Annotated in this window: 21 protein-coding genes and 1 pseudogene; 12 read left to right on the top strand and 10 right to left on the bottom strand. The window is 72.4% G+C overall.

Going from position 1 to position 26,517, the window contains the following annotated elements; all coding sequences use genetic code 11:
• The 3 genes and pseudogenes from ACYVD5_RS02945 to ACYVD5_RS02935 all read left to right on the top strand — a co-directional run.
• A pseudogene (locus ACYVD5_RS02945) lies at nt 1-98 on the top strand (succinate--CoA ligase subunit alpha); the annotation flags it as partial.
• 146 nt (nt 99-244) lie between these two features.
• Nucleotides 245-1,792 carry an aldehyde dehydrogenase family protein gene (locus ACYVD5_RS02940; protein WP_460999306.1) on the top strand — a complete coding sequence of 516 codons (1,548 nt, stop codon included), beginning with the start codon at nt 245-247 and terminating at the stop codon, nt 1,790-1,792.
• A gap of 86 nt (nt 1,793-1,878) precedes the next feature.
• Entirely contained in the window at nt 1,879-2,460 is a 582-nt protein-coding gene (locus tag ACYVD5_RS02935; RefSeq protein ID WP_460999305.1) for an HhH-GPD-type base excision DNA repair protein, read from the top strand.
• Between the two features lie 220 nt (nt 2,461-2,680).
• Here the strand turns inward: ACYVD5_RS02935 and fdhD are convergent, their stop codons facing one another.
• The 5 genes from fdhD to ACYVD5_RS02910 all read right to left on the bottom strand — a co-directional run bounded on the left by fdhD (nt 2,681) and on the right by ACYVD5_RS02910 (nt 10,133).
• Nucleotides 2,681-3,541: a formate dehydrogenase accessory sulfurtransferase FdhD gene (fdhD, locus tag ACYVD5_RS02930; RefSeq protein WP_460999304.1), complete on the bottom strand. Its 861-nt coding sequence runs from the start codon at nt 3,539-3,541 to the stop codon at nt 2,681-2,683.
• A gap of 153 nt (nt 3,542-3,694) precedes the next feature.
• Nucleotides 3,695-4,636, bottom strand: coding sequence for a 2Fe-2S iron-sulfur cluster-binding protein (locus tag ACYVD5_RS02925; protein WP_460999303.1), 942 nt, complete (start codon nt 4,634-4,636; stop codon nt 3,695-3,697).
• Nucleotides 4,633-6,648, bottom strand: a complete 2,016-nt coding sequence (locus ACYVD5_RS02920) for an NAD(P)H-dependent oxidoreductase subunit E (protein WP_460999307.1) — start codon at nt 6,646-6,648, stop codon at nt 4,633-4,635. The genes ACYVD5_RS02925 and ACYVD5_RS02920 overlap by 4 nt, the downstream gene beginning before the upstream one ends.
• A 285-nt stretch (nt 6,649-6,933) precedes the next feature.
• Nucleotides 6,934-8,907 carry a molybdopterin oxidoreductase family protein gene (locus ACYVD5_RS02915; RefSeq protein WP_460999302.1) on the bottom strand — a complete coding sequence of 658 codons (1,974 nt, stop codon included), beginning with the start codon at nt 8,905-8,907 and terminating at the stop codon, nt 6,934-6,936.
• A 197-nt stretch (nt 8,908-9,104) separates the two neighbouring features.
• Nucleotides 9,105-10,133: a 2-dehydropantoate 2-reductase gene (locus tag ACYVD5_RS02910; RefSeq protein WP_460999301.1), complete on the bottom strand. Its 1,029-nt coding sequence runs from the start codon at nt 10,131-10,133 to the stop codon at nt 9,105-9,107.
• 328 nt (nt 10,134-10,461) lie between these two features.
• On the opposite strand from ACYVD5_RS02910, the gene ACYVD5_RS02905 reads away from it, so the two are divergent.
• The gene (locus ACYVD5_RS02905; RefSeq protein WP_460999300.1) at nt 10,462-11,145 is read left to right on the top strand and encodes a GntR family transcriptional regulator; all 684 of its coding nucleotides are present in this window, start codon (nt 10,462-10,464) and stop codon (nt 11,143-11,145) included.
• A gap of 87 nt (nt 11,146-11,232) precedes the next feature.
• Here the strand turns inward: ACYVD5_RS02905 and ACYVD5_RS02900 are convergent, their stop codons facing one another.
• Entirely contained in the window at nt 11,233-13,257 is a 2,025-nt protein-coding gene (locus ACYVD5_RS02900) for a CocE/NonD family hydrolase (protein ID WP_460999299.1), read from the bottom strand.
• Between the two features lie 15 nt (nt 13,258-13,272).
• Nucleotides 13,273-14,559, bottom strand: coding sequence for an ATP-grasp domain-containing protein (locus ACYVD5_RS02895; RefSeq protein WP_460999298.1), 1,287 nt, complete (start codon nt 14,557-14,559; stop codon nt 13,273-13,275).
• A 178-nt stretch (nt 14,560-14,737) separates the two neighbouring features.
• Here ACYVD5_RS02895 and ACYVD5_RS02890 point away from each other — a divergent pair, with 178 nt between their 5' ends.
• A complete protein-coding gene (locus ACYVD5_RS02890; RefSeq protein ID WP_460999297.1) occupies nt 14,738-15,160 on the top strand; it encodes a hypothetical protein in 423 nt (140 codons plus the stop codon).
• Between the two features lie 503 nt (nt 15,161-15,663).
• Nucleotides 15,664-16,110 carry a hypothetical protein gene (locus ACYVD5_RS02885; protein ID WP_460999296.1) on the top strand — a complete coding sequence of 149 codons (447 nt, stop codon included), beginning with the start codon at nt 15,664-15,666 and terminating at the stop codon, nt 16,108-16,110.
• Between the two features lie 171 nt (nt 16,111-16,281).
• Here the strand turns inward: ACYVD5_RS02885 and ACYVD5_RS02880 are convergent, their stop codons facing one another.
• Nucleotides 16,282-17,409 (bottom strand): pyroglutamyl peptidase, encoded by a 1,128-nt coding sequence (locus tag ACYVD5_RS02880; RefSeq protein WP_460999295.1) that lies wholly within the window; start codon nt 17,407-17,409, stop codon nt 16,282-16,284.
• 345 nt (nt 17,410-17,754) lie between these two features.
• Between ACYVD5_RS02880 and amaB the strand changes: the two genes are divergently transcribed.
• Entirely contained in the window at nt 17,755-19,296 is a 1,542-nt protein-coding gene (gene amaB / locus ACYVD5_RS02875; RefSeq protein ID WP_460999294.1) for an L-piperidine-6-carboxylate dehydrogenase, read from the top strand.
• A gap of 294 nt (nt 19,297-19,590) precedes the next feature.
• Here amaB and ACYVD5_RS02870 read toward each other — a convergent pair whose 3' ends face one another.
• Nucleotides 19,591-20,502 (bottom strand): hypothetical protein, encoded by a 912-nt coding sequence (locus ACYVD5_RS02870; RefSeq protein ID WP_460999293.1) that lies wholly within the window; start codon nt 20,500-20,502, stop codon nt 19,591-19,593.
• Between the two features lie 91 nt (nt 20,503-20,593).
• Between ACYVD5_RS02870 and ACYVD5_RS02865 the strand changes: the two genes are divergently transcribed.
• From ACYVD5_RS02865 to ACYVD5_RS02845, 5 genes are all read left to right on the top strand, one after another.
• Nucleotides 20,594-23,044 carry a lysylphosphatidylglycerol synthase domain-containing protein gene (locus ACYVD5_RS02865; RefSeq protein WP_460999292.1) on the top strand — a complete coding sequence of 817 codons (2,451 nt, stop codon included), beginning with the start codon at nt 20,594-20,596 and terminating at the stop codon, nt 23,042-23,044.
• Between the two features lie 232 nt (nt 23,045-23,276).
• The gene (locus ACYVD5_RS02860) at nt 23,277-23,723 is read left to right on the top strand and encodes a MarR family winged helix-turn-helix transcriptional regulator (RefSeq protein ID WP_460999291.1); all 447 of its coding nucleotides are present in this window, start codon (nt 23,277-23,279) and stop codon (nt 23,721-23,723) included.
• Nucleotides 23,724-23,804: 81 nt separating this feature from the next.
• Nucleotides 23,805-24,275: a MarR family winged helix-turn-helix transcriptional regulator gene (locus ACYVD5_RS02855; RefSeq protein ID WP_460999290.1), complete on the top strand. Its 471-nt coding sequence runs from the start codon at nt 23,805-23,807 to the stop codon at nt 24,273-24,275.
• 93 nt (nt 24,276-24,368) lie between these two features.
• A complete protein-coding gene (locus ACYVD5_RS02850) occupies nt 24,369-24,791 on the top strand; it encodes an organic hydroperoxide resistance protein (protein ID WP_460999289.1) in 423 nt (140 codons plus the stop codon).
• Nucleotides 24,792-24,915: 124 nt separating this feature from the next.
• Nucleotides 24,916-25,458 (top strand): hypothetical protein, encoded by a 543-nt coding sequence (locus ACYVD5_RS02845; protein ID WP_460999288.1) that lies wholly within the window; start codon nt 24,916-24,918, stop codon nt 25,456-25,458.
• A gap of 111 nt (nt 25,459-25,569) precedes the next feature.
• Here ACYVD5_RS02845 and ACYVD5_RS02840 read toward each other — a convergent pair whose 3' ends face one another.
• Nucleotides 25,570-26,511: a DMT family transporter gene (locus ACYVD5_RS02840; RefSeq protein WP_460999287.1), complete on the bottom strand. Its 942-nt coding sequence runs from the start codon at nt 26,509-26,511 to the stop codon at nt 25,570-25,572.
• Nucleotides 26,512-26,517 lie beyond the last annotated feature (6 nt).

Raw genomic sequence — 26,517 nt, 5'->3', positions numbered from 1 at the left:
GTACGGCCGCGGCGAAGAAGGAGGCGTTGGAGGCCGCCGGCGTCAAGGTCGGCAAAACCCCCTCGGAAACGGCCGGAATCGCCCGCTCGCTGTTCTAGCCGGATCACTGCTGATCATGCAGAATTACCCGGATTCAAAAACTGAGACGGGAATTTCTCCATGATCATCGCCGACTCACCTGAATGCACCAACGAGCAGTACCACTGAGCAGTACCCCAGCACCGCATTCGACCAGGGGAACGCTATGACCCTCATGCTCAAGCCCGGGACCGAATGGAACGCCCTCTACCAGCGCTGCCGTGCGATCGCCCCCGAGGCGTTCGCAGCCGACCGGGTGCACAACCACTGGGGCGGCCGGTGGCGCGCCGACGGCGAGCCGCGCCTGGCCGTCTCGCCCGTCGACGGCACCGAGATCGCCGGCCCGCCCATGGTCGGTGCCGACACCGCCGAGGCCGCCGTGCGCGCTGCGGCCGACCAGCACCGCACCTGGCGGGTCACCCCGCTGGCCGAACGCCGCGCCCGTGTGCGCGCCGCAGTCGAGGCTTGGCGCGAACACCGCGACACCCTCGCCCTGGCCCTGGTCTGGGAGATCGGCAAGTCCTGGCGGTTGGCCTGCCAGGACGTCGACCGCGCGATCTCCGGATCCGAGTGGTACCTGGAGCAGATCGAGGACATGATGGAGGGCCGGGCCCCGCTGGAGGGCCCGGTCAGCAACATCGCCAGCTGGAACTATCCGATGAGCGTGCTGGCCCACGCCATGTGCGTGCAGGCCCTGGCCGGCAACGCCGCCATCGCCAAGACCCCCACCGACGGCGGCCTGGTGTGCCTGACCCTGGCTGTGGCCCTGGCCGCCCGCGAAGGGCTGCCCTTCACCCTGGTCAGCGGCGGCGGGCGGAACCTGTCGCCGGTGCTGGTGCGCTCGCCGGAGATCGGCTGCGTGTCGTTTGTCGGCGGCCGCGACACCGGCGGCCAGGTCGCCACCGACCTCGCCGACCTCGGCAAACCGCACATCCTGGAGCAGGAAGGGCTCAACTGCTGGGGCGTGTGGGAGTACAGCGACTGGCAGACCTTCGCCGGCCAGGTCCGCAAGACCTTCGACTACGCCAAACAGCGCTGCACCGCCTACCCCCGCTTCGTCGTGCAGCGTTCCCTGTTCGACCGGTTCCTCGGCGCTTACTTGCCGGCCGTGGACGCGGTGCGGTTCGGTCATCCGCTGGCGGTGGCCGCACCCAAGGACCCGCTGCCCGACCTCGACTTCGGCCCGCTCATCAACGCCGCCAAGGCCAAGGACCTCACCGGCCAGGTGGCCGATGCCATCGCCGGCGGGGCGGTGCCGCTCTACCGCGGCTCGGTGGAGAACGCCCACCTGCTGCCGGGCCAGAACACCGACGCCTACGTGGCACCGGTGTCGCTGCTGGAGCCGCCGCGCTCCTCGCCGCTGTTCCACGCCGAACCCTTCGGCCCGGCCGACTCCATCGTGCTCGTCGACACCGAGGCCGAGCTGCTGGCGGCCATGAACGCCAGCAACGGCGCGCTCGTCTCCACGATCTCCACCGACGACCCCGACCTGGGTGCGCGGCTGGCCGGGGAGGTGCGCGCGTTCAAGGTCGGCATCAACCGGCCCCGCTCGCGCGGCGACCGCGACGAGATGTTCGGCGGTTGGGGAGCGTCCTGGCGCGGCGCCTTCGTGGGCGGCAGACTGCTGGTCCACGCGGTCACCCGCGGCCCGGCCGACGAGCGCGTGCCCGGCAACTTCCCCGACTACACGCTGGTACCCAAGGAACACGGCTGAGCGGTGCGCCGCCGCGGCGGCCGGGACACCGGCGTCCGGCGGCGCGGCGAGTGCCGCCGGGCACCGGGCCTGGGACAATGGCGGCCATGACGTCGTTGCACCTCGTCCAAGAACCCGAAGCCGACGCGCTGCTGGAATCGGAGCCGCTGGCGCTGCTGGTCGGCATGTTGCTGGATCAGCAAGTGGCGATGGAAGTTGCCTTCGCCGGGCCGAAGAAGATCGCCGACCGGATGGGAGGCCTCGACGCGCGCGCCATCGCCGGCGCCGACCCCGGGGAGTTCGCCGACCTGTGTGCCCAGCAGCCCGCCGTGCACCGGTTCCCCGGTTCGATGGCCGGGCGCATCCAGGCGCTGTGCGGCCACCTCGTCGAGCACTACGGCGGCGACGCGCGGTCGCTGTGGACCGCGGGCGGCCCCGACGGCCGCGAGGTGCTCAAGCGGCTCAAGGCCCTGCCCGGCTACGGCGACCAGAAGGCGCGCATCTTCCTGGCGCTGCTGGGCAAGCAATTCGGCCTGCAGGCCGCGGGCTGGCGCGAGGCCGCCGGGGCCTACGGCGAACCGGACGCGCGCCGCTCCATCGCCGATGTGGTCGACGAGCGGACACTGTCGGAGGTCCGCGCGTTCAAGAAGAGCGAAAAGGCGGCGAAAAAGGCCGGGAAACAGCAGTAGCCGGTCTGGCGTACGCCCGGGCCCGGCCGCAGGCCCTCAGCCATGCGCGGCGCAGGTTCGCCGCTTGGCACCGCCCGCTCGGCCGCCGGGCCGCCGCGGCCGGGAGACCGGGCGCCGGTTCGGCCGCCGGGGCCGGTGCGGGGAGAGTGTCGGGACCGGCCGGCGTCAGGGGGCTGATGCACGCCGGCCGGTCTCGCGCCTACCGGCCCGGTCGGCGGATTCACCCTGGGGCCGCCATCGGCGTCATCAACGCCGTCTCCAGGGTGATCCGGTGCCGGCCGGCGTAGACGTTCATCGAGGTGCCGCGCAGGAACCCGACCAGGCTCAGCCCCGACTCGGCCGCAAGTTCCACGGCCAGGGACGAGGGCGCGGAGACCGCCGCGAGCATGGGGATTCCCGCCATCAGCGCCTTCTGCGCGAGTTCGAACGAGGCCCGGCCCGAGACCATCAGCGCGCTGCCGCGCAGCGGCAGCCGGTCTTCGCGCAGGGCCCAGCCCACGAGCTTGTCCACCGCGTTGTGGCGGCCGACGTCCTCGCGCACCGCGAGCAGCTCCCCCTCAGGAGTGAACAGGCCGGCGGCGTGCAGCCCACCGGTGCGGTCGAAGACCCGTTGGGCCTCGCGCAGCCGGTCGGGCATTGCCGAGAGCACGGGCACGCCGAAGCGCACACCGTCCTCGGCGACCGACCAGTGGGCGACGGTGCGTACCGCCTCCAGGCTGGCCTTGCCGCACACCCCGCAGGAGGAGGTGGTGTAAAAGTTGCGTTCCAGCGACGCCTCGGGCGCCGGGACGTCCGGGGCCAGTGCGACGTCGAGCACGTTGTAGGTGTTGGAACCGTCGTCGGTGGCCCCGGCGCAGTAGCGGATGGTCGCGAGCTGGTCGGCCGCGGTGATGACACCCTCGCTCACCAGGAACCCCGCCGCCAGGTCGAAGTCGTGGCCCGGCGTGCGCATCGTGACGGTGAGCGGTCGGCCGTTCACCCGGATCTCCAGCGGTTCCTCGGCGACCAGGGTGTCGGCGCGCTCGCCGGCGGCGCCGTCCCGGATCCGCAGGATCCGCTCGCGGACCGTGACCCGTCCCATCAGCCTGCCCCTTTCGGAAAAAGCCCTCCGGTTGCCGTGTGCCCGGCGCGGTAGGCGGGCGGGAACCGGACGGGGAAACCCTTCCCAATCCGGCCCCGTTTCAGTCGTGGCGGCGGTCCCGAAAGGCCGCTCCCGCTGCGCCGGCCGCTCCGGTCAGTCGCGCCGCCGCTGCTGCACGTGCTGGAAGCCGAACCGCCCCTTGATGCACAGGTTGCCGTGCGTCACGGGGTTGTCGTGCGGCGAGGTGACCTTGACGATCTCGTTGTCCTGGACGTGCAGGGTGACGTTGCAGCCCACCCCGCAGTAGGTGCAGATGGTGGTGGTCTGGTCCTGGCGGTCCTCATCCCAGGTGCCCTCGTTGCGCATGTCGTACTCGGTGCGGAACGACAGCGCGCCGGTCGGGCACACCTCGATGCAGTTCCCGCAGTAGACGCAGGCGGAGTCGGGCAGCGCGAAATCGTGTTCGGTGGAGACCCGGGCGTCGAAGCCGCGCCCGGCGATCCCGATCGCGAACGTGTTCTGCCACTGCTCGCCGCAGGCGTCCACGCACTTGTAGCACATGATGCATTTGCCGTAGTCGCGCACGTAGAGGTCGTTGTCGACCTTGGTGGGCTGCTCGACGGTCTCGGCGACCGCGCCGTCGCCGACCTCGTGCTCGCCGGCGCGGCGGGAGTCGCGCTCGCCCAGCGGAGCGGGCTCCGACCGTGGACCGAACCGTTCCGGGCGGGCGTCGTAGCGCTCGTTCCACTCCGGAATATCGGGCGTGGTGGACAGGTCCACCGACGATCCCAGCAGCTCCAGCACCATCTTGCGGCTGTGGCGGACCCGTTCGGAGTCGGTGGCGACCGACATCGACTCCTCCACCTTGCGCGAGCAGGCCGGGACGAGCGTGCGCGATCCCTCGACCTCGACCACGCACACCCGGCAGGCGTTGCGGGGGGTAAGGGTGTCGCCGTAGCACAGGGTCGGCACGTCGGTGCCGACGGTTTCGCAGGCGTCCAGGATGGTCGCGCCCTCGGGCACGCGTACCTCTTGATCGTCGACGGTGATCCCGACCAGCCGGCGGGGCGCGTCAATGGCAACCGGTGTGCTCACCGGACCTCCTTCACGGTTGTCTCCTCCTGCGGGCCGAACACTCCCAGTCGGTCGATCGCCGACTCCACCGCGTTCCATGCGGTCTGGCCCAGACCGCAGATCGAGGCGTCGCGCATCGCCTCGCCCACCTCGCGCAGCAGCCCGAGGTCGGTGCGGCGGGGGCCCGTGCCCTGCGAGAGCCGCACCAGCGCCTCCTCCTGGCGGACGGTGCCCACCCGGCAGGGCACGCACTGGCCGCAGGACTCGTCGCGGAAGAAGGCCGCGATACGCACTAGGATCGCGGCCAGGTCGACGGTGTCGTCGAGCGCCAGCACGACGCCCGAACCCAGCGTGGCGCCGGCCTCGCGGGCACCCTCGAAGGTGAGGGGGATGTCGAGTTCGTCGCCGCGCACGAACCCGCCGGCGGCCCCGCCCAGCAGGACGGCGCGCAGTTGCCGCGCGGTGCCGTCGGGAGCGGTGCCGGTTCCGCCGCACATCGCGATCAGGTCGCGCAGGCTGGCGCCGAAGGGGACCTCGTAGACGCCGGGGCGCGCGACCGACCCCGAGACGCAGAACAGTTTGGGACCGGTGGAGCGGCCGGTGCCGATGGCCGCGTATCCGGGGCCGCCCATCAGCATGATCGGTAGCACGTTGACCAGGGTCTCGACGTTGTTGATGGCGGTGGGCTTGCCGAAGACCCCGCGTTCGACCGGGAAGGGCGGCTTGCTGCGCGGCTCGCCGCGCAGCCCCTCGATCGAGTTGAAGATCGCGGTCTCCTCGCCGCAGATGTAGGCGCCGGCGCCGCGCCGGATCTCGATGTCGAAGTCGAACCCTGAGCCGAGGATGTCGGTACCCAGCAGGTTGCGGCCGTGCGCCAGCTCGATGGCGTTCTCCAGCAGCGCCAGCGCCCGCGGGTACTCGCCGCGGATGTAGATGTAGCCCTTGGCGGCGTTGTTGGCGTAGCCGGCGATGGTCATCGCCTCGATCACCGCGAACGGGTCGCCCTCCATGAGCACCCGGTCCTTGAACGTGCCGGGTTCGCTTTCGTCCGCGTTGCAGATGACATAGCGCGGGGTCTCGGGGCGTTTGGCGGTGCCGTCCCATTTGCGCCCGGTGGGAAAGGCTGCGCCGCCGCGTCCGACCAGGCCGGAGTCGGTGACCTCGCGGATGACCCCGCTGGGGCCCAGGCGCAGGGCCTCGCGCAGTGCCGCGTAGCCGCCGTAGGCGCGGTAGTCGTCGAGGCTGGCGGGGTCGACCACGCCGATGCGGCGCAGCAGGACCAGGTCGGGGTCGCCGGCCTGGGGAACGGCCGCCGCGGCCGCCGGTTCGGGTGCGGGGCCGGGCAGGGTCTCGGTGGAGAAGGTGGCGCGGCGCCGGGGGCGTTTTCCGTTGGCCGAAGGGCCGTGGCCGTTGGCCGCGGCGGCTTGGGGGAGGGGGGCCGCGGCGCCGTCCGCGGCAGGCTCGGCGGTGGTCGCGGCCGGGTCGGGAGCGAGGTCGGCCGCGTCGGCCGGGGCGGCGACGCTGTAGCGGGGCGGGTCGCCGGCCTCCAGTGACAGGGCGGCCGGGGCTCGTTCGCACAGGCCCAGGCACGGGCTTTCGTGCCAGGTGAGCCGTTCGCCCTCGCTGCCCGGCGGGCCGGCGCGTTCGGTCAGTGCCGCGCAGACCTGTGCCGAGCCCTTGGCGGCGCAGGCGATGTCGGTGCAGACGTGCACCACCCGGCGCGGACGCTCCTTGAGCGAGAACATGGCGTAGAAGGACGCGACGCCGTAGGCCTCGGCCGGTGGAATGGTGAGTCGGCGGCAGATGTAGTCGAGCGCGGCGGGGCTGATCCAGCCCACGCGGTCGTTGACGGCGTGCAGGGCCGGCAGGAGCAGGTCGCGCCTACCGCGGGCGGTGTGGCCGCCTGCGGCGAAGCGCAGGTCGCCGGCCTGGCGCGTGCCGCCGTCCCACCCCGACTCCGGCGGGCCCAGGACGGCGTCCACGGCCGCGCGCTCGGTGTCTTCCGGCACAGCATCCAGGAAGTGCAGGTCCACGTCCCCGGTCACCTCGAATCATGTAAGCCAGGTCACAGACTTTGTATACGGGCTACAGTATGCCTGTGGTGCTGGCGGGGGCAACCCCCGCCGCGCCCGGGTTCGCCCCGGCGGCGCGGCGGTCGCAGAACAGATACGCAACGTAATCGGCGCAGCCGTGCGCAGCGGCGGCCGCCCCGTCGTGCGGGCGGCCGCCGGCGCCCCGGGTACCGGGTGGCGAACAGGGCACCCGGGAGGCGGCCGGGACGCGGCGGCCCCGGCCGCGGACCGCGGCGGTCACGGAGTTCAGGGCGCTGCCGGCTGCGGCGTGCGGCCGGCCGCCCCATCGGCACCCACGGCGCTTTCGGCGATCCGCTCGACGCGCACGGCCGCCGCCTTGTACTCGGCGGTTCCCGCGACGGGGTCGGTGGCGTCGATGGTCAGCAGCTGGGTGTCGGTCTGGTCGGGGAAGTGGAACGTCATGAACACCAGCCCCGCGCGCATCTGCGGTGCGACCGAGGCCGGTACCAGCACCGATCCCCGGCGCGAGGTGACCCGCACGGTCTCGCCGTCGGCGATGCCCAGCCGCCGGGCGTCCTCGGGCGAGATGTCCAGCAGCTCACCGCGGCGCATGGGCGAGGAGAACCCGCTGGTCTGCACACCGGTGTTGTAGTCGTCCAGTCGGCGGCCCGTGGTCAGGCGCAGCGGGTAGTCGTCGTCGAGCAGGTCGACCGGCGGCGAGTGCCCCACGATGCCGAAGGGGGCCGGTTCGCCGCGTTCGGCGGGGTCGGCCGACCACAGCCGGGAGTGCAGGAACGTCGGCTCCAGTGTGTCCTCGGAAAAACAGGGCCACTGGATGCCCTGCAGCTCCTCCAGCCGCTGGTAGCTCATGCCGCGGTGGATGGGCGAGAGGCTGCGCAGCTCGTCCCAGATCTCCTCGGCGCTGGGCCGCTGCCAGGCGTGGCCCAGGCGCTCGGCGAGATCACACATGATGGCGATGTCGTCGCGCGCCCCCGGAGGCGGGTCCAGCGCCTTGCGCACCAGTTGGACGCGGCGCTCGCTGTTGGTGAAGGTGCCGTCGGACTCGCACCACGAGGCGCTGGCCGGAAGTACGACGTCGGCCAGTTCGGCGGTTTTGGTCAGGAAGATGTCCTGCACCACCAGGTGGTCCAGCCGCTGGAGCCGGCGGGTGGTGGTGAAGGTCTCGGGCTCGGACTGCACCGGGTTCTCGCCGATGATGTAGAGCGAGTTGAGCTCGCCCTCGTCCATCGCCTCGAACATCTGGGTCAGGGTCCGGCCCTTGCGGGGCTGGATGGGGGAGTTCCACACCGCTTCGAAGCGCGAGCGGACCTCGGCGTCGAGGATGTCCTGGAACCCGGCCAGCCGGTCGGGGATGGCGCCCATGTCGCCGCCGCCCTGCACGTTGTTCTGCCCGCGCAGCGGCTGCAGTCCGGAGCCGTAGCGGCCCACGTGCCCGGTGAGCAGCGAGAGGTTGATCAGCGCCTTGACGTTGTCGGTGGCGTTGTGGTGTTCGGTGATGCCCAGGGTCCAGCAGAGCTGGGCGCGCTCAGCGGTGGCGTAGGTGTGGGCCAGCTCGCGGATGGCCTCGGCGGGCACGCCGGTTTCGGCCTCGGCCGCGGCCAGGGTCCAGGGCTCGACCAGTGCGCGGTACTCCTCGAAGCCGCTGGTGCCGCGCCGGATGAAGGTCTCGTTGGCCAGGCCGGCGTGGATGATCTCGCGCCCGATCGCGTGGGCCAGCGGGATGTCGGTGCCGACGTTGAGCCCCAGCCAGCGGTCGGCCCACTGCGCCGAGGATGTGCGGCGGGGGTCGACGACGAACAGCCGCGCCCCTTTGCGCACGCCCTTGAGCACGTGCTGGAAGAAGATCGGGTGGGCCGCGCGCGGATTGCCGCCCCACACGATGATCAGATCGGTGTCTTCGGCCTCGACGTAGGAGGAGGTTCCCCCGCCCGACCCGAAGGCGGCGGAGAGCCCGGCTACGCTGGGTGCATGGCAGGTGCGGTTGCAGGAGTCGACGTTGTTGGTGCCCATCACGACGCGGGTGAACTTCTGGGCCATGAAGTTCATCTCGTTGGTGGCGCGGGCGCAGGAGAGCATTCCGAAGGAGTCGGGGCCGTGCCGGTCGACACTGGCGCGGAATCCGGCGGCGGCGCGGTCGAGGGCCTCGTCCCAGGAGGCGGGGCGCAGTTCGCCGTCCTCGCGCACGAGCGGGCGGGTAAGGCGTTCGTAGCTGATGGGCTGGCGGTCGTCCGATCGCATCTTCTCAGGCCTCGCTTGGGTCTCGTGGCCGCTGCGCTTGCGCGCAGAGAAAAGGTAATGGAAACGCGGATAGCGGCGATATTGTCTACAGTATGCTCCGGTCGACTGCGGCGGGCAAGGGGCGGCGCGCCGGAGTGGCGGGTGCGCTGGAGTGCGGTGGCACGCCCCGGCGGTCCGGGCCGGGATGGTCCGGGTCCTCAGGCCGCGGGGGCCGGTGCGGCCGCCATCGCCCAAGCGGCGTTGCGCGCCGCGCTGCCGTCGGCCAGCCGGGCGTTGAGCAGCTTGGCCACCGAGTCGACGGTGCGCAGGGTGGGCACCGGCGCGCCGACCAGGCCGGCCAGCTCCACTACGGCGGTGAGGATGACGTCCAGCTCCATGGGCCTGCCGCGCTCGACGTCGTGCAGGGTGGAGGTGCGGTGGTCGCCCGCCCGTTCGGCGCCGGCCAGGCGGCGCTCGACCGAGATCTGCGGGTGCACGCCCAGGCGCTGGGCCACCTCCAGGGTCTCGCTCATCATCGCCCGCGCCAGTTCGCGCGAGGAGCGGTCGCGGCAGATCTGGGCCATGGTCGAGCGGGTCAGTGCGCTGAGGGGGTTGAACGTGATGTTGCCCATCAGCTTGATCCAGATGTCCTCGCGCAGCTCCGGCTCGACCGGGCACTTCAGCCCGCCCGCGACCATGGCGTCGCTGAAGTCGCGGCAGCGCTGGGACAGGCTGCCGTCGGGCTCGCCGATGGAGAACCGGGTGCCCTCCAGGTGGCGGATGACGCCCGGCCCTTCGATCTCGGTGGCCGCATAGACCACGCAGCCGATGGCGCGTTCGACCGGGATCGCCCGGCTGACCGCGCCCTGGGGGTCGACCGTGTGCACCCGGTGGCCGGCCAGCGGTCCCGTGACCCCGTGGAAGTACCACCAGGGGATGCCGTTCTGCGCGGCGACCACCGCGGTGTTCGGCCCCATCAGCGGGCGCAGGATCGGCCCGCAGGCGGCGTAGTGCTGGGCTTTGAGTCCCAGAAAGACGATGTCGACCGGTCCGATCTCGCGGGGGTCGCTGGTGGCGTGCGGCCGCGCGGTGAAGTCGCCCCGGTCGCTGAGGACGCGGACGCCGTTGGACCGCAGTGCCTCCAGGTGGGGCCCGCGGGCGATCAGGTGGACGTCGGCTCCCGCGCGGTGCAGGGCCGCTCCCGCGTAGGCGCCGATCGCGCCGGCGCCGAGGATGGCGATTCTCATACTGTGCTCCGTTCTCTCGCCCGAACGAATTTGTATACAGTATTCTGAGCGCGTGCCAGAGGCGTAGGGGTCTCGGCGGAAAAGGAACGGGCGAATGCGGGTGAACAGCAAGTTCCCGCGTTCTTCTCTGTACCGGATTCCGCCCGCAGAGGGGGCAGGGGCCTCTGCGGCCACCGCATCGCCAGGTGCGCTCCGCGCGATCGCGGGTCTGCGAGCCGCCCGCAGGCCCGCGGCCGCCGCCCTGAGCGCAGGCTTGCGGGATTTCGTAGACTGTCTACATCATGCAGTCCAGTAAGCCTGAAATTGTGCGACGGGCGGGAGCGGCGCAATGACCACACAGCCGTTGAAGGCCGCGCTGAGCGGGCGGGTGCAGCGGCCCGTCCCCCTGCGCGAGGCGGTCTATGAGACCCTCCTCAACCTCATCATCACCCGGGAGTTCCCACCCGGCCGGCACCTCGTCGAGAGCGAGCTCGCCGAACAGCTCGGCGTCTCGCGCCAGCCGGTGCGCGAAGCGCTGCAGCGGCTGAGCAACGAGGCCTGGGTCGACCTGCGGCCCGGCTACGGAGCCTTCGTACACACCCCCACCGAGAGCGAGGCCGACCAACTGCTCGCAGTGCGGGCCGTGCTCGAAACCGAGGCCGCCAAGCTGGCCGCCGCCACCGCCTCCGCGGCACAGGTCGGCGAACTGCGCGAGCTGTGGCGCGCCGGGGTCGCCGCGGTCGAGGACGCCGACGTCGACTCCGTCGTCACCGCCAACGCCGACTTCCACCGCGGCGTCATCGAGGCCTCCGGCAACCGGGTCCTGGCCGAGCTGGCCGCACAGGTCGACCGCAGAGTGCGCTGGTACTACGCACCCATCGCGCGCTCACGCGGCATGGCCTCCTGGGACGAGCACGCCGGCATCATCGACGCTATCGCCGCGGGCGAACCCGATCAGGCCGCCCGCCTGATGAACGACCACACCGAACGCACCCGGCTCACCTACCACGACAAGATCGACTCCGGCGGCTGAGACCCGGCCGCTCGCGCGCGCCGGGCGGCCGCGGCCCGGCGCGCGCGAGCGTGCGCGCAGGGCCGCAGCCCGACCGGGCCGGGCATGCTAAACGTGGTCGCGCGGGATCACCGTGTTCCACGTGCGCGCGGTTACCCGGTCGCCGCCCTCGTAGGCGTCCAGCATGGCGTTGATGTGGAAGGCCTCGGGCGTGGCGGTCAGCTCGGTCCTGGTGACCGTCTCCACGTCCCACCCGCCGCGCTTGAACCGCATATGCCACTCGGTGGTGCCCTTCGGCGAGGTGAAATCGTCGCCGCGCACGGTGTAGACCTCGTCGGCTCGCCGGGTGACCTCCAGGTCGATGTCGTCGAAGCGGACCGTGCCCAGATCCTTGACAACCCGCAGCGACGACTCGTAGGTGACCAGGTCTCGTTCCACCGTCCACTGCTGGTCGCCCAGCGCCACGTGCGTGCTCTGCAGCGGGGGTGTCCCTTCGGCCTCGTCGAAGGGCTGCAGTGCGACCTCGTCGGCGCTGTCGCTGGGGCGGACCGGCAACACCAGCGTGCTGTTGCCCTCCAGCACCACCGTGAGCAGTACCGGCTCCGGCGGCGGCCAGGCCAGCGGCCAATAGGAGGTCGACACCGATATCCGCAGCCGGTGCCCCGGCGGGAACGCCTGGGCCACACCGTTCAGCGCCACGGCGGCCCGGTAGCGCCGCCCCGGCTCCAGCTCCCGGGCCTCGGCGTGGTCGGCGGAATGGGTCAGGTTGAGCAGCCCGTAGGTCACCCGGGTGGCCCGCCCGTCGGGGGCCACATCGGACAGGCGCACACACACCATCGCCACCGGCCGGTTGACGGTGAACTCCAGGTTGGCCACCGGTGAGCCGAGGATCTCCAGCCGCTCGGTGAGCACGTCGCTGTCGAAAACCAGCGACCCGCCGTCGTCCTCGCGCTGGTCGTAGGGCAGGTCCGGCGGCGCGTTGTAGGAACACCACTTGCCGGCGTACTGGCCCACGGTCAGCGGCGACTCCACTGAGGCGGTGTCGTATCCGGCCTCGTCTCCGGGCTCGGCGATGCGGTCGGGCAGCAGCGCGTGGGTCTGGCGGCGGATCCGCGGCGAAGGCCAGCGGGGCTCGCCCACCCACCGGCCGGGGCGCTCCTCGTAGGCGGTCGAGGGCGGCACGCTCTCCTGCATCCAGGTGCGCACCATCGGCTCGTCCATCACATTGTTGTCGGCGCCCTTGAGCCAGCGGTCCCACCAGCGCACGCACTGCTGCAGGAAACCGATGGCCGGACCCGGCACACCCAAGTGGGGGTACTTGTGCGACCACGGGCCGATCAGCCCCAGCCGCGGCACCTCCAACCCTTCCATCAGCCGGAACACCGCGTTGGAGTAGCCGTCGGCCCATCCGCTGACGGCCATCACCGGCACGCGGATCGCGGAGATGTCCTCGCACACCGAACCGTGCCGCCAGTAGTCGTCGCGCAGCTGGTGGCGCAGCCAGGTATCCAGCCACAGCCCGCTGCCGTCCAGCCGCTCCTGCCACATCGTGCGCCAGCGCTCGCCGACCACGGCCGGATCGGGCGGGCACGACGTGTAGGCGAACATCGTGGAGGCCCACGAGAGGTTGTCGCCCAGCAGGCACCCGCCCATGTAGTGCACGTCGTCGGCGTAGCGGTCGTCGGTCGAGCACACGGTCACGATCGCGCCCAGGCTCTCCGGCCGGCGCGCGGCGACCTGGAGCGCGTTGAACCCGCCCCAGGAGATGCCCATCATCCCCGTTGTGCCCGAGCACCAGGGCCGGGCCGCCAGCCAGGCCAGCACCTCCTCGGCGTCGCGCAGCTCCTGCTCCAGGTACTCGTCCTGCAGCACGCCCTCGGAGTCGCCGCTGCCGCGCAGGTCCACCCGCGCGCAGGCATAGCCGTGCCCGGCCAGGTAGGGGTGGATGGTGGAGTCGCGCAGCGCGGTGAGGTCGCGCTTGCGGTAGGGGATGAACTCCAGGATCGCCGGTACCGGCTCCTCGGCGGTTTCGGGCCGCCAGATCCGGGCGGCCAGCCGCGTGCCGTCGGACATGGGGATCTCGACCGCCCGGTCCTCGGCGACCTTGTGGGGCAGTGCCGTGACGTGGTGCATGCGGCTTCTCCCTTCTCACTGGGCCCCTGCGGCCTCGGGCTCCTCGACTTCGAACGGCAGCCGGGCCAGACACAGTTCGTAGGCGCGTTGGAGGCCCTCGGTCTCCTGGGCGCCCGTGTAGACCACGGCCAGCACGTAGCTGTAGCTGTCCTGGCCCTCCAGGTCCGATAGCCGGTCTCCCTGGTTGGCGAGGATCTCCGCCGTAGTGCCGGGGATATCGCGCGCCATGGCGGCGACGTCGTCCTCGTCAGGGGCAATGCGTACGATGCCGTCGGTGAAGCGGCGCAGGAACCACTTGGCCGCCACGGGGTGTTCGCCGCCGCCGTGCTCCATCGCGGGCTCGCGGCCGAGTGCCAGTTCGATGGCGTAGGCGTGGTTGGGGCGGCCGTCGACGTAGGCCATCAGTTCGGCGTGGGACTGGGAATGGCGGGGATTGACCTCCAAGAGCCGGATCCGGTCGGTCTCGGGGTCCCAGAAGTACTCGATGTTGAAGGCGGTGCAGTCCAGCCCCATCTGGACGACGACGCGGTCGGATATCTCGCGCACCCGATCCACGATGGAGCCGGGAAGGTCGGAGGGGTACTGGTAGCGGAGGAAGCTGGCGGTATCGGGATAATTGAGGGAGTCGATCACGCCGTAGGAGTAAGGGGTGCCTCGGTAGACGTAGCCCTCGACGGTCAGTTGGCGGCCGGTGACCTCCTCCTCGGCCAGGCAGGCCGTGCCGCCGGCGTGGGCGACCGCGTCGGGCAGCCGAACCTGTTCCAGTACCCACTCGAACGGTACGCCCAGTTTGCCGGCGCCGTCCCGGATGCTCGCCAGCGCTCCGCGGAACCCTTCGTCGTCCTCCACGCGGAAGGCGAGGTCGGAGGAGAATCCCTTGACCGGTTTCAACCACATCGGGTAAGCCACCTGCTCAGGCGGCTGCTCGGAATCGAAAGGCACCTCGGCGAAACCGGGCAGTTCGTCGATCACCTTGGCCTGCTCCAAGCGGCTCCAGTACTTGTGTTCGCACTTGACGACCGCCTCCAGCGGCGCGGAGGGCAGTCCCCGCTCCGCGCACAGGATCGGTACCAGGGTGCTCACCGGAAAATCCCAATAACCAATGATCGCGTCGACCGATCCGTCGAAAGCGTCCAGCTCAGCGCGGGCCTCGGCGAGCACCGCACTCAGGTCCAAGTCGGGCTCGTGCAGGCGTTCCAGACTGAGCAGCGGGTGGAACCGGTACTCGGACACCCCGGGGATGGCCTCAAAGGTTCGGCGGTTGTGCTCGTCCATGCCGAGCACAAAGACGTTCTCGCTCATCTCACACCCCTTTCACGGCCTCGGCGGTGCGCCTACCCGCCCAGCGCGCGGATGCGATGTGCGGTCGCCGCCGATCGGCGCCCCGGTGCTCGGCGCCGGGCGGCGCGGCCCGCTCCGGCCTGCCGTGGCGGCATCGGCGGCGCCCGGCTCGGGCGCGGGGCCGTCCTAAGCTAGGCATATGGCGCACCGACACCCAAGCAAGCTCAACGCCGAGCACGTGACCCACCCCGGTGCCCGGCGCCTACTCAAGGCCGAATTGGCCAACTGCGCCGACTGCCGCGCCAACGGCGACGCCGTCGCGCTGGCCGACCCCGGGGTCCTGGAGTCGCTGCTGCACGGATTCGTGCTCAAGCGGGCCGAGCAGTGGCGCAACCGCCACTCCCGCTACCCAGTCACGCTCTACGATCTGGCGCCGCCCGACGAGGTGGCGTTCCTGCACATCCCCACTCGCGAGGTCGTGCGCCTGTGCGTGGTCGAGGGGCGCGCAGGCGACCGCGTCGATACCGCGGGAGCACTCGCCGAGCTGGGCAACCTCACCGAGGGCGACAGCGCGCGGGTGCTGGGCGACATCATCGACGGCATCCTCGAAGACGAGGGCTGAGCCCCGCGCTCCTGCTGCCTGCGGCGGCTCCACCGCCGGTGCCCCCAGCGGCGCGCGGGCGCGGCAGCGGCGGGATCGCGAAAAAGTGCCCCAACTGGATTTCGGTTGTATCACGATCCCGGTGTGGAAGTTAAGGCGGTCAGCGCCGCCCGTACCTGGTCACGGGCGGCTGCTCTGCGCCGTCGCAGGCGCGCGCAGCGCAATGCGGAGCCCCCGACCGGCGGCTCGACCGCGTGCTGCGGTGCCCTGGCGGATGGGTCCAGGGGTGCGGCATCGTATGCTGCCCTGACGGACTCCGAGACCCGGAGCGCCCTGGCCGGGGTTTCGGTATGTCCAAAGGCGGTCGCTCTTACAAGTCCGCATCGGGCGGGATCCACTGCTGATCCACCGTGTACCGATGGAACCGCGACGGCCTTTAGCGCATCAGAACGGCAGCATCATCGAGACACCCAAGCGGCGCTGACCAGCGCGCGCTCAAGGGCATTTCCGGGGAGGAAACAGACATGAGTTACGGTCCGTCAGGGGGCCAGCCGCCATACGGCAGTGGAGGATGGGGAGCACCACCGCCCCAGCCGCCGACGGGCCCGCCCCCGCCGCCGCCCTCTGGCCCCCCGCCCGGCAATGGTTCCTACGGCCCTCCGCCGCCCCCGCCCGGCCCGCCCGGGCCTCCCGGCGGCGGTGGCTATGAGGAGCCGGCCAGCAAGGGCAGCGCCATCGGCGCCATCATCGCCAACGTGATCGGCCTGTGCCTGTGCTTCGGCGGCACGCTGATCGGCCTCATCCTGGCGATCATCGGTCTGACCATGGCCGAGAGCAACCCCAAGGCCGCGCGCATCTGCACGATCATCGCCTGGGTCTACTTCGGCTTGGCGCTGGTCCTCGGCATCATCTGGTGGGTCGTCTACGGGATCGCCCTGTTCTCGGCGGACACTTCCTACTCGACTTACTAGAGGTCAGTAGTCCGGGACTGCCTCCCAGCGGGCACCGCAGCCCGAACCCACAGCTCAGCGCCCCGGCCCGGCTCCCAGCAGCCGAGCCGGGGCGTTCGTGTGCGCACCGCCGGAGATCGGGCGCCGCCCGCAGCAGCGGAGCGCGGCGGGCATGCGGCCACCAGAGCGCGATCAGCGCTCCAGCGACGCCCGGACGATCACGCGCAGCTGCTCGACGATGTCGGCGCGGTCGCGCTCGAAACCCGGGCCGCTCAGTGTGCCGGGGTCGGCTGAGTCGACCTCCAGCACCGGGGTCAGCACGTGCCCGGCCGGGATGTTGCGGCCGGTGGCATCGCGCAGCAGCGTGTTGCGGTAGGCGACCTCGTTGCACACGTAGTCGCCGCCCCCGCCCGCCAGTACCCGCGCGCCGGGAGTCGGACCGCCGGAGGCGGCCACCGGCTCGGTCGCGCCCGCCGGGACCTCGGTCACCCCGGTGTTGTCAAACACCTCGAAACGCCCGCCGCCGTGTTCCAGGATCGCCCCGCGCGGCAGCGAAGAGGCGGTCCACTCCGGCATCGGGTCGAGCGTGGGCGCCTGCCGCGGCGGCGGTACGGGCCCAGGCGCGCTCACCCGCTCGTTGTCGGGCTCGGATCCGCGCCGTCCGGCGTTGTAGAGCTGCAGGTCGAAACGGTTCGTGCTGCCCTGGCTGAGCGTGATCACCGCATCGGCGGCCACCGTGCCCGCACCGGGGGAGTAGTGCGGCGCCAGCGCCCGCTCCACCATGCCCCCGGTCAGGTCGCGCCACCGGGTCGGGAAGATCGCGGTGCGCACCGCGGCGCGGCGGCCTCCCACATCGAAGCCCGTCCCGTGCAGGCTCAGCGCTGCGGCGCCGGTCGGATTTGAGCGGCGCACGTCCTCGTCGAGGCCGCAGGGGTCGAACCCGGTGACGATCACCCGCAGCAGCTTGTCGTCGGGTGGGAAGACCAGGTCGTCGTGGCCGCGCGAGGCGCGCTCCAGCCGGTCGGCCAGTCCCGCTCGGACACCGGGGTCCACCGCAAAGGACGGCTTCCAGTCGCGCAGCCGCGCGCTCAGGGTCAACCGCGCCCAGTACAGGAAGCGGTCGTCGGCGACACCGTCGCTCTGGCGCACCGCCTCGGTCCACAGCCGCCGCCCGTGCGAAGCGACGACCCCCTCGGCCTCCTCCGCGCCCGCGGCCGAAGCGAGGTCGGCGGCGAACAGGGGAGCCGCGGCCGCAAAGCCGGAGCGGCGCAGGATGGCCTGCGGCGCCGCGAAGGCGGTGCGGGACTCTTCGACGGTCATGGCGTGGCCCTCATCTGTGTTGCGGCGTGCGGCCCCCGCCCGGGCGGGGGAGACGCCGCGCCTCCTCCCAGGTATAGCGCGGCCGGGTTCGTGCCGAAGCGGTCACCATAGGCCCCGCCCACGACACCGCCGTGCAGGTGTACATCCACCGGCGCCGCGGAGGCGGGTGCAGGCTCCGGCCGCCAGCCTCCCACAGACACCGCGCGCTCCGACGCGGCACCCGGGCGGGCCCCTGCGGCCTGCGGTTAGCGGCGCCCGGGCGCGGGAACATGTCCCCCTGCCCGCAACCGGACTCTCAACGAGTCCCCCTGCCCGCAACCGGACTCTCAACGAAGAGAGAGCGACATGGCTGCCCTACCCACCACCGAACACCTGCTGCAGCGCGCCACCGCCGCTCTGCACCGCTGCGGTGCCGAACCCTCCGGCGGGGCCGCCGGCTCCGGACACCCCGCCCGCACCCCCGTCACCGGCGAAGCGCTGCTCCAGCTCGCCCCCAGCGGCGCCGCAGAGGCCGACCAGGCCGTCGCCACCGCCGAGTCGGCGTTCCGCCGCACCTGGCGCGACACACCGGCGCCCGAGCGCGGCCACCTCGTGCGGCGGTTCGGCGAACTCCTGCGCGAACACAAGCAGGACCTCGCCGACATCGTCACCGTCGAAGCCGGCAAGATCGGCTCCGAGGCCGCCGGCGAGGTCCAGGAGATGATCGACATCTGCGACTTCGCCGTGGGCCTGTCCCGCCAGCTCTACGGCCGCACGATGGCCTCGGAACGGCCGGGCCACCGGCTGATGGAGACCTGGCACCCGCTGGGCGTCGTCGGCGTCATTACCGCCTTCAACTTCCCCGTCGCGGTGTGGTCCTGGAACACCGCGGTCGCCCTGGTGTGCGGAAACACCGTCGTATGGAAGCCCTCCGAGCTCACCCCGCTCACGGCGCTGGCCTGCCACGGGCTGCTGATGCGCGCCGCCGCCGATGTCGGCGCCCCCGCCGACGTCCACCAGGTCCTGCTGGGCGGGCGCGACCTCGGAGAACGGCTTGCCGACGACCCGCGGGTGGCCCTGCTCAGCGCTACCGGCTCGGTGCGCATGGGCCGCGAGGTCGCCCCGCGCGTCGCCGCCCGGCTGGGGCGCTACCTGATGGAGTTGGGCGGCAACAACGCCGCCATCGTCGCGCCCTCGGCCGATACCGACCTCGCCCTGCAGGGCGTCGTCTTCGGCGCGGCCGGCACGGCCGGACAGCGCTGCACCACCCAGCGGCGCCTCATCGTGCACGAGGACATCGCCGAGGAATTCACCGGGCGCGTTGCCGAAGCCTACGGAAAACTCCGCGAACGCATCGGCGACCCCTTTGCCGAGGACACCCTCGTCGGCCCGCTGATCGGCGAGCGCGCCCACCGGTCGATGGGCCAAGCGCTGCAGGCGGCCGCCGACCAGGGCGGCACGGTGCTCGCCGGCGGCGCGCGCCGCCTCGCCGACGAGGCGCCGTCGGCCTACTACGTGGAACCGGCGCTGGTGCGCATGCCAGGACAGAGCCCCATCGTGCGCGAGGAGACCTTCGCGCCGATCCTCTACGTGCTGACCTACCGCACCTTTGACGAGGCGCTGGAACTGCACAACGGTGTTCCCCAGGGCCTGTCCGGGTCCGTGTTCACCCGCGACCAGCGCGAGGCCGAGCGGTTCTGTTCGGCGGCGGGGTCCGACTGCGGAATCTCCAACGTCAACATCGGCACCTCCGGCGCCGAGATCGGCGGCGCCTTCGGCGGCGAGAAGGCCACCGGCGGCGGGCGCGAGTCCGGCTCCGACTCCTGGCGCGCCTACATGCGCCGCGCCACCAACACCCTCAACTACTCCGCGGATCTGCCCTTGGCCCAAGGGGTGAGCTTCCTCTAGGGCGGCCCCGGCGCCATGCCGCACCCGCTCGCGGCCCACCGGGCGGCGGGTCGGCGCGGGCGGCGCCCGGTTCGGTGGAAGAAGGGGGCCGACGCGGCAGGAGGTCCGGGTGCCGCGCCGACCGGACTACTGGACCGGGCCGACAGCGCACCGCGGCCGGCCCCGGCCCGGCCTGCGCTCCGTGCCCTGTCCGGCGGGCTGTCGGCCTGCTACCCGCATCCGCGCGCCCGCAACACATCCGATCCGGTGCGCGCCGCGGCCACCGGCCCGCCTGCCCGCCGGCCGCGGTGCGGCTCAACCTTCGGGTACGGCCTCGCCGCGCAGCCGGGCCTGCAGGCAGGCCGCGGTGTGTACCAGCACCCGGCACCGCGCGAACTCCACCGGGGTGAACGCTACGGCGCTGCGGTGTATCAGCAGCACACCGCCCCGCGGCGCGACCAGCGACATCACCGTGCCCCGCAGGTCCTCGGCAGCCAGCCCCGGCGGGGGAGCGTCCCGATGCTCGACGCTGTCGGCGCCCGAGACCGACGCAAGCACCGCCGGCAGATCCACCCGCCCCGCGATCAGCCCGGCCAGCAGCGACAGTGCGCGGGCGGTGGTGTCGCTGAGGTCGTGCACGTCGGCCGGCTCCACCACCGGGTGCCGCCCGCCCGCCCGCGACGCCGCCTCGCGCAGGTGGTCGGCGCCCACATCGGCGGGCGCCGTCACATACAGCTCGTCGATCGCCTCGTCCCCGCCGGGATGCACCTGCAGCAGTCTTATATCCACCCCGCGCCGCGCCATCTGCGCGGTCAGCGCGGCAAGCCCGCCGGGCACATCGTCCACGGCCACCCGCACCCGCCAGAGCCGCTCGCGGTCCCGCGGATCCCCGCCGAGCGGCCCCGGCTGCGCACCGCCGCAGCCGCCTCCCGGCGCCCGCGCCCCGCCGGCGGCCCCGTCGGCGCGGCCCCTTGCGCGCACCGCGCGGTGCGACCGCCACCGGTGCAGCGTGGAGGCCGCCATTAGCGCCGCGCCCGCCGCGGCCAGCATCCAGCCGCCGTGGTCGCTGTGCCCCAGCGACAGCACCAGCAGGTGCGCGGCTCCGGCCGCGAGCAGCAAACTGCCGACATCCACCATCTCCTGGCCGAGGAAACCCCGCGGAGCCGGCGCACCCAGCACGCCCTCCGCCCGCCGTCCCCGGCCCGCTCCCCAACGTGTTCGACCCATGCCGACAACGGTGCCCAACGCGCGTTGCGCCGGATCGACGCCCTGTGACAGTGCGGTAACGGATGGCCGTGACGCCCGCCACCCCACCCCCATGCGCCACGCCGCGGCGGGGGGTGAGACACCCGCCCCCGCAGGGTGGGGCAGGCTGAGAAGTGTGGAACCAGGAGGAACCGGTCCCCAACGGGGCGGCACAGAGCGGCCGGCCGCGCTTGGGCCCACGGCGCGCAGGCCCGTGGACCTGCTCGTGGCGGCGGTCGGCGCGCTGGTCATCGCGGCCGTACTGCTCATCGTCCGCCTGACCACCGACGCAGGCGAGGGCGCTTACCCCGACGAACTGCGCACCCTGCTGCCGCCCTCGGTGTTCGCCCTGGTCGCGGGCATCGCCAACCTTACCGTCATCGTGCTGATCGCCACCACCGCGGTCGAGCGGCTGCTGCGCCGCGAGTTGCGCCAAACCGTCCGGGCATTGGCTGCGGCGGCCTGCGGCTACGGACTGACCGGCGCGGTCAACGCCACCGTGCATGCGCTGACCCCCAGCGGCGGCCTGCCGGAGGCGCTGCTGGCCCCTGCGTCGGCGAGCCTGTTCACCTCCCCGCTGCACGCCTACCTCGCCGCCGCGATCGCCTACGTACGCGCGCTGCCGTTGGGCCACCTGCCGCGCGTGCGGGCGGCGATGTGGACCGGTATCGCGGTGACCTCGGTGTCGGTGCTGCTGGGCGGGGTCACCGCCGTGCTGTCTCTGCTGCTGACCGTCCTGCTCGGCTGGACCTGCGCGGCGGTGGCCGCCTACGCCGTCGGCGTGTCGCGGCCGGTGCCGGTCACCGGGCGCCTGGTGCGCGAGCTGCGCCGCTTCGGCTGGGAACCGCTCGGCGTGACCCCTGTGGGCGCCGACGCCGAAGGCCACCTGCGTTTCGCGGTGGACACCACCGACAGGCGCCTGGACGTGCTCCTGTTCCGTTCCGAGGACACCACCGGGGTGTGGAAGCGGTTGCTGGCCGCGGCCATGCTGCGCGGCCCCGCCGCACCCTCGGTGCTGCTGGGCGTGCAGCGGCGGGTCGAGCATGCCGCGCTGATGGACTTCACCGCCCGCACCGCCGGCGCCGCGGTCCCGCGCGTGCTGGCAGTGGGCGAGCTGGGCCTGGGCGCCGTCGCGCTGGTGGCCGAACACGTCCCGCTGCGCACCCTCGACGACACCGGCACCGCCGAGCTGACCGCCACCGCCCTCGACGAGATCTTCGCCGAACTGGCCCTGCTGCACCGCAACCGGATCACCCACGGCAACCTGCACGGCGCCACCGTTGGCCGCCGGCTCGACGGGCGGGTGGTTTTCACCGGGCTGGCCGGCGGCACCGTCGCTGCGCCGCCGCTCAAAGAGTCGCTGGACGTGGCCGCGCTGGTGACCGTGCTGGCACTGCGCGTGGGCGAGCAGCGGGCGGTGGACTCGGCGATCCGCGTGCTGGGCCGCGAGGCCGCCGCCGCAGCCCTGCCGTTCCTGCAGCCCGCCGGGATGCCGTTCGCGCTGCGCGGGCGGCTCCGCGGCCACCGCAGCCTGCTGGGCGACATCCGCGCACGGATCACCGGGGCCGTGCCCGAAGCGCCCGCCCGCCCCGCCCGGCTGGAGCGGATGCGCCCGCGCACCGTGGTCAGCGTGGCCGCCGCGACCGCGGTGGGCATCATCCTGGCCTACCAGCTCGCCGGGGTCGACTTCGGCACGATCTCCGGCGCCGACCTGGGCTGGGCGGCCGCCGCGTTCGCCGCGTCGACACTGTGCATGGTCGCCGCCGCAATGACACTGATGGGATTCGTGCCGATCAGACTGAACCTGTGGACCACGGTCCTGGTGCAGTACGCCGGCTCGTTCGTGCGCATCGCCGCCCCAGCGGGGCTGGGGACACTGGCCGTCAACACCCGCTACGTCACCCGGATGGGCGCCTCTGCCGGGCTGGCGGTCTCAGCGGTGGGACTCTCCCAGGCGGTGGGGCTGATTCTGCACGTGCCCCTGCTGCTGGTTTTCGCCTACCTCACCGGCACCGCCTACCTGGCCGATTTCTCGCCTTCGGCGACCGTCATCGGCGTCACCGCGGCGCTGGCGGTGTCGGTGGCGCTGGTGCTGCTGGTGCCCGCGCTGCGCCGCGCGGTGCTGGACCGCGCACGCCCCTACTTCCGGGGCACACTGCCCCAGCTACTGGACCTGCTGCAGCATCCCCGGCGGCTGGCGATGGGCGTGGGCGGCACTCTGCTGCTGACCGCGGCGTTCGTGATGTGCCTTGGGTTCTCGGTGGCCGCGTTCGGTGGCCGGGCCGACGTCGCCGCCCTTGTGGTCGTGTTCCTCGCCGGCAACGCGATCGGTTCGGCCGCGCCCACACCGGGCGGCCTCGGCGCGGTGGAGGCCGCCCTGCTGGGCGGGTTGACCGCGGTCGCCGGGGTTCCGGCGGCGGTGGGTCTGCCCGCCGTGCTGCTGTACCGGCTGCTGACCTTCTGGCTGCCGGTACTGCCGGGATGGGGCGCCTTCCACCTGCTGCAGCGGTGGAGGGCGATCTGATCGCGGCGGGCCGCGCCGAGCACGGCGATTCCCGCCCGGCGCGGCGCGGCTGTGCTGCCGTGCCGCGCGGAAACCGGCGTCCGGTGGAACGATGGGATCGGGCTCCCGCCCGCTGTACCTCCGGGTAACCTGCATCCGCCCGCGCAGTCGGCCATGCCGCGGTGCGGCGCGGGCGCCGGGTGCCGGGTGCCGGGGCGGGGCGTGACCGCGGGAAGGCGGAGGTGCGGAGAGTATGGCCAGGAACAAGCTCGCCGAGGAAGCATGGGAGGAACTCGCCCGCGCGCAGATCTTGCTGTTGCGCCGGTTCCAGGACGACTTCCGCGGGTCCGAGATCACCATGCGCGAGTACGACGTGCTTTTCACGGTCGCCCGCTGTCCCACGCGGTCGCGGTTGCGCGATCTGAGCGAGCACGTGCTGCTGACCCAGCCCAGCATCAGCCGGCTGGTCGAACGCATGGCCGGCAACGGCCTGGTCACCCGCGAAGGCGATCCCGCAGACCGGCGCGGCACCGTGGTGGAGCTGACCGATTACGGCCGCGAGGTGCTGCAGCGGGCCGGCCGCTCGCACGCGGCGGCCATCGACCGGTTCGTCGGGGATTCGCTGAGTACCGAAGAGCTGCGCAGCCTGCGCGACATCGCCCGCAAACTGCGGTGTGCGCAGGGCGGCGCGCCGGAGTGAGTTCACCGGCGGTTCAACGGGCGGTTCGGTTGTACACAATTCGATTGTGCTAAATTGACCTGCGGAGGGGGGATGCCGACCATGACCGGAACAGCCGAGTCCGACCCGCTCGCCCTGCAGAACCAGCTCTGCTTCGCCGTTTACACCGCCTCGCGCGCACTCACCGGGCTCTACCGCGAACTCCTCGCCACCCTCGACCTCACCTATCCCCAGTACCTGGCCATGCTGGTGCTGTGGGAACACGGCGATCTCACCGTCAAGGAACTCGGCCGCCGGCTCCGGCTCGACTCGGGCACCCTGTCGCCGCTGCTGCGCCGGCTTGAGGCGGGCGGCCTCCTCCACCGCAGCCGCACCGGCGGCGACGAGCGCGTCGTGCGCATCACTCTCACCGCAAAAGGCGCCGCCCTGCGCGAGCACGCCGCCGCCATCCCCGACCGGTTGCTCGATGCCACCGGGGTGACCCCGGCCCAGGCCGCGGAACTGCGCACAGCGCTCGGGCAGATCACCGACTCCGCCACCGCCGCAACCGCCGAACTCCGCAGTGCGCGGTGAACGGCCGGCGGCGCGCGGTGCGGGCACAGCGCCCGCGGCATCCCAGGCCGCGGGCGGCAACGCAGCCGAACCAGTCGAAAAGGAGACAGTGCGATGAAGGTCATGTACACCGCAGAAGCCCAGGTCGAGGGCGAAGGCCGCAACGGTGCCGGCCGCAGTGGCGACGGCCGCCTGGACGTCGACCTCTCGGTCCCCAAGGGCCTGGGCGGCGACGACGGCCCCGGTACCAACCCCGAGCAGCTCTTCGCCGTGGGCTACGCCGCCTGCTTCCACGGTGCCCTGAAGAAGGTCGCCCGCGAATCCAACGACTCCGTGGACGGCTCCAAGATCGACTCCAAGGTCAGCCTCGGCAGCGCCGAAGACGGCCTGACCCTGGCCGTCGAGCTGGAGGTCACCATCCCCGGCAAGTCCCAGGAGGAGGCGCAGAAGCTGGTCGAGGCCGCCCACCAGGTGTGCCCCTACTCCCGCGCCACCCGCGGCAACATCGACGTGCAGCTCACCGCCAAGACCGGCTGAGCACCGCTCCGCGCGCCGGACCGCGCCCGCCCGCTCGGCGGGCGCGGTCCGGCGCAACCGCCTGTGCGCCCCCGCAGCGCCGACGCCTACCGCGGCGATGCCGGACTTCGTTACGCTGGCGGCCATGTTGGACCCACTCATCGCGCGGGCCGGCCTGCCCGCCGACCCCTCTCTGGCCCAGGTGGTCGAAGCAGTCCACCGCATCCCATTCGGCCCCCCGACCGACCGCAGCGCCCAGCAGACCTTGGCGGAGTGGCGGGGGACCTGCTCCACCAAGCACGAGCTGCTGGCGGCCGCGCTGGAGCGGGGCTGGCCCGAGACCAAGCCGCGCCTGGTGCACCGCGTCTACCTGTGCACGCCCGAGGACGCGCGCACGCGCTTCGGCGAGGCGGCGGCCGCCGCCGTCCCCGCGGGCGGACTGTGGGACGTGCACCGCTTCCTGGTCGTCGAACTGGCCGGCGAGCGGATCGTCCTCGACGTCACCTACCCCTCCGAGCCCGGCTGGGACGGCGCCTCCTCGATGGAGGTGGCGGCCGGCGAGGGCAGCGACCACGAGGCCGGCCCCGACCCCGATCGCGAACTGCGGGTCCTGGAAGCCGCCCATTGCGACCCGCTCGCCCGCGAACCCTTCATCAACGCCCTGTCGGCGTCCCTCGCCGCCGCCTGAGCCGCGCCCGCCGCAAGCGGAGCTGACGCCGGTCCGCGCCGGTATCCGGCGGCGGGTGCGGCGCATCCGGTCCGTCCTGGCGGGTGCGGCCTGTCCAGCCTCCGGTGCGGTTCAGCCCGCGGTCGGCCGGGCGGCGGGGGTGTCCTCGGGGACGCGCACGCCCGAAGGCCGCGATCCCCTCCGGCGCAGTGCCATAGCGGTTACCGCGGCCAGCACCACGGCGCCGCCCGCCCACTGGCTCCAAGCCAGATCGCTGCCGAGCAGGCCCGCACCCACCGCAGCCGAGACCAGCGGGAAAGCCAGTTCGGCCACAGTGGCACGGCTGGCAGCGGTGCGGCGCAGCCCCCAGTAGTACAGAGTCAGGGCCAGTAGGCCGGGTATGAGCGCCAGCAGCACCAGCAGCGGCAGCTGCCCGGCCCCGATGGCCAGCGACGACCCCGACGACAGCGCGATCGCCAGCGCCACCGGCATCCCGATCGTGAACCGCAGTGCCGTGACGTGCATGAACGCCAACCGGGTGCCGGCCAGCCGGCCCAGCACCGTGCCGGCGGCCCACAGCAGTGCCGCACCCACGGCCAACGCCGCGCCCTGGGCGTCGCGCACGCTCACCGCCAGCGGATCCGGAAAGGCGAGCAGCCACGCGCCCGCCAGCGCCGGCAGAGCATAGATCGCAAAGCGGGGGGCCAGCCGCTCGCCCAGCAGCACCACCGCGAGCACGATCGCAAAGACCGGCTGCAGCTTCTGCAGCACCTGGGGGGTGATGGGGTCGCCCGCGGCAAAGGCCATCGTGAACAATGTGGTCGCCAGCGCCGATGACCCGCCGCCGACCACGACCACGGCCGCGATCACCGCCGGACCCGCGCCTGCGAGTGCGCGCAGGGCCGGCACCAGCCACGGCAGCAGCAGCACCGCGATGACGGCGTGCTCGTAGAACACAATGGTCGCGGCCGGCAGCACCTGCGCCAGCGGGTCGCGCATCAGCGCCGATGTGCCCCACATGGCGGCGGCCAGCGCCACCGCCCACATCCGGTCCGCACCGCGTTCCTGGTCCACGTCGCC

This window comes from Streptomonospora sediminis, from assembly GCF_054778995.1.
The sequence above is the reverse complement of the archived record's forward strand: the minus strand, read 5'-3'. Positions and strand labels throughout refer to the sequence as shown.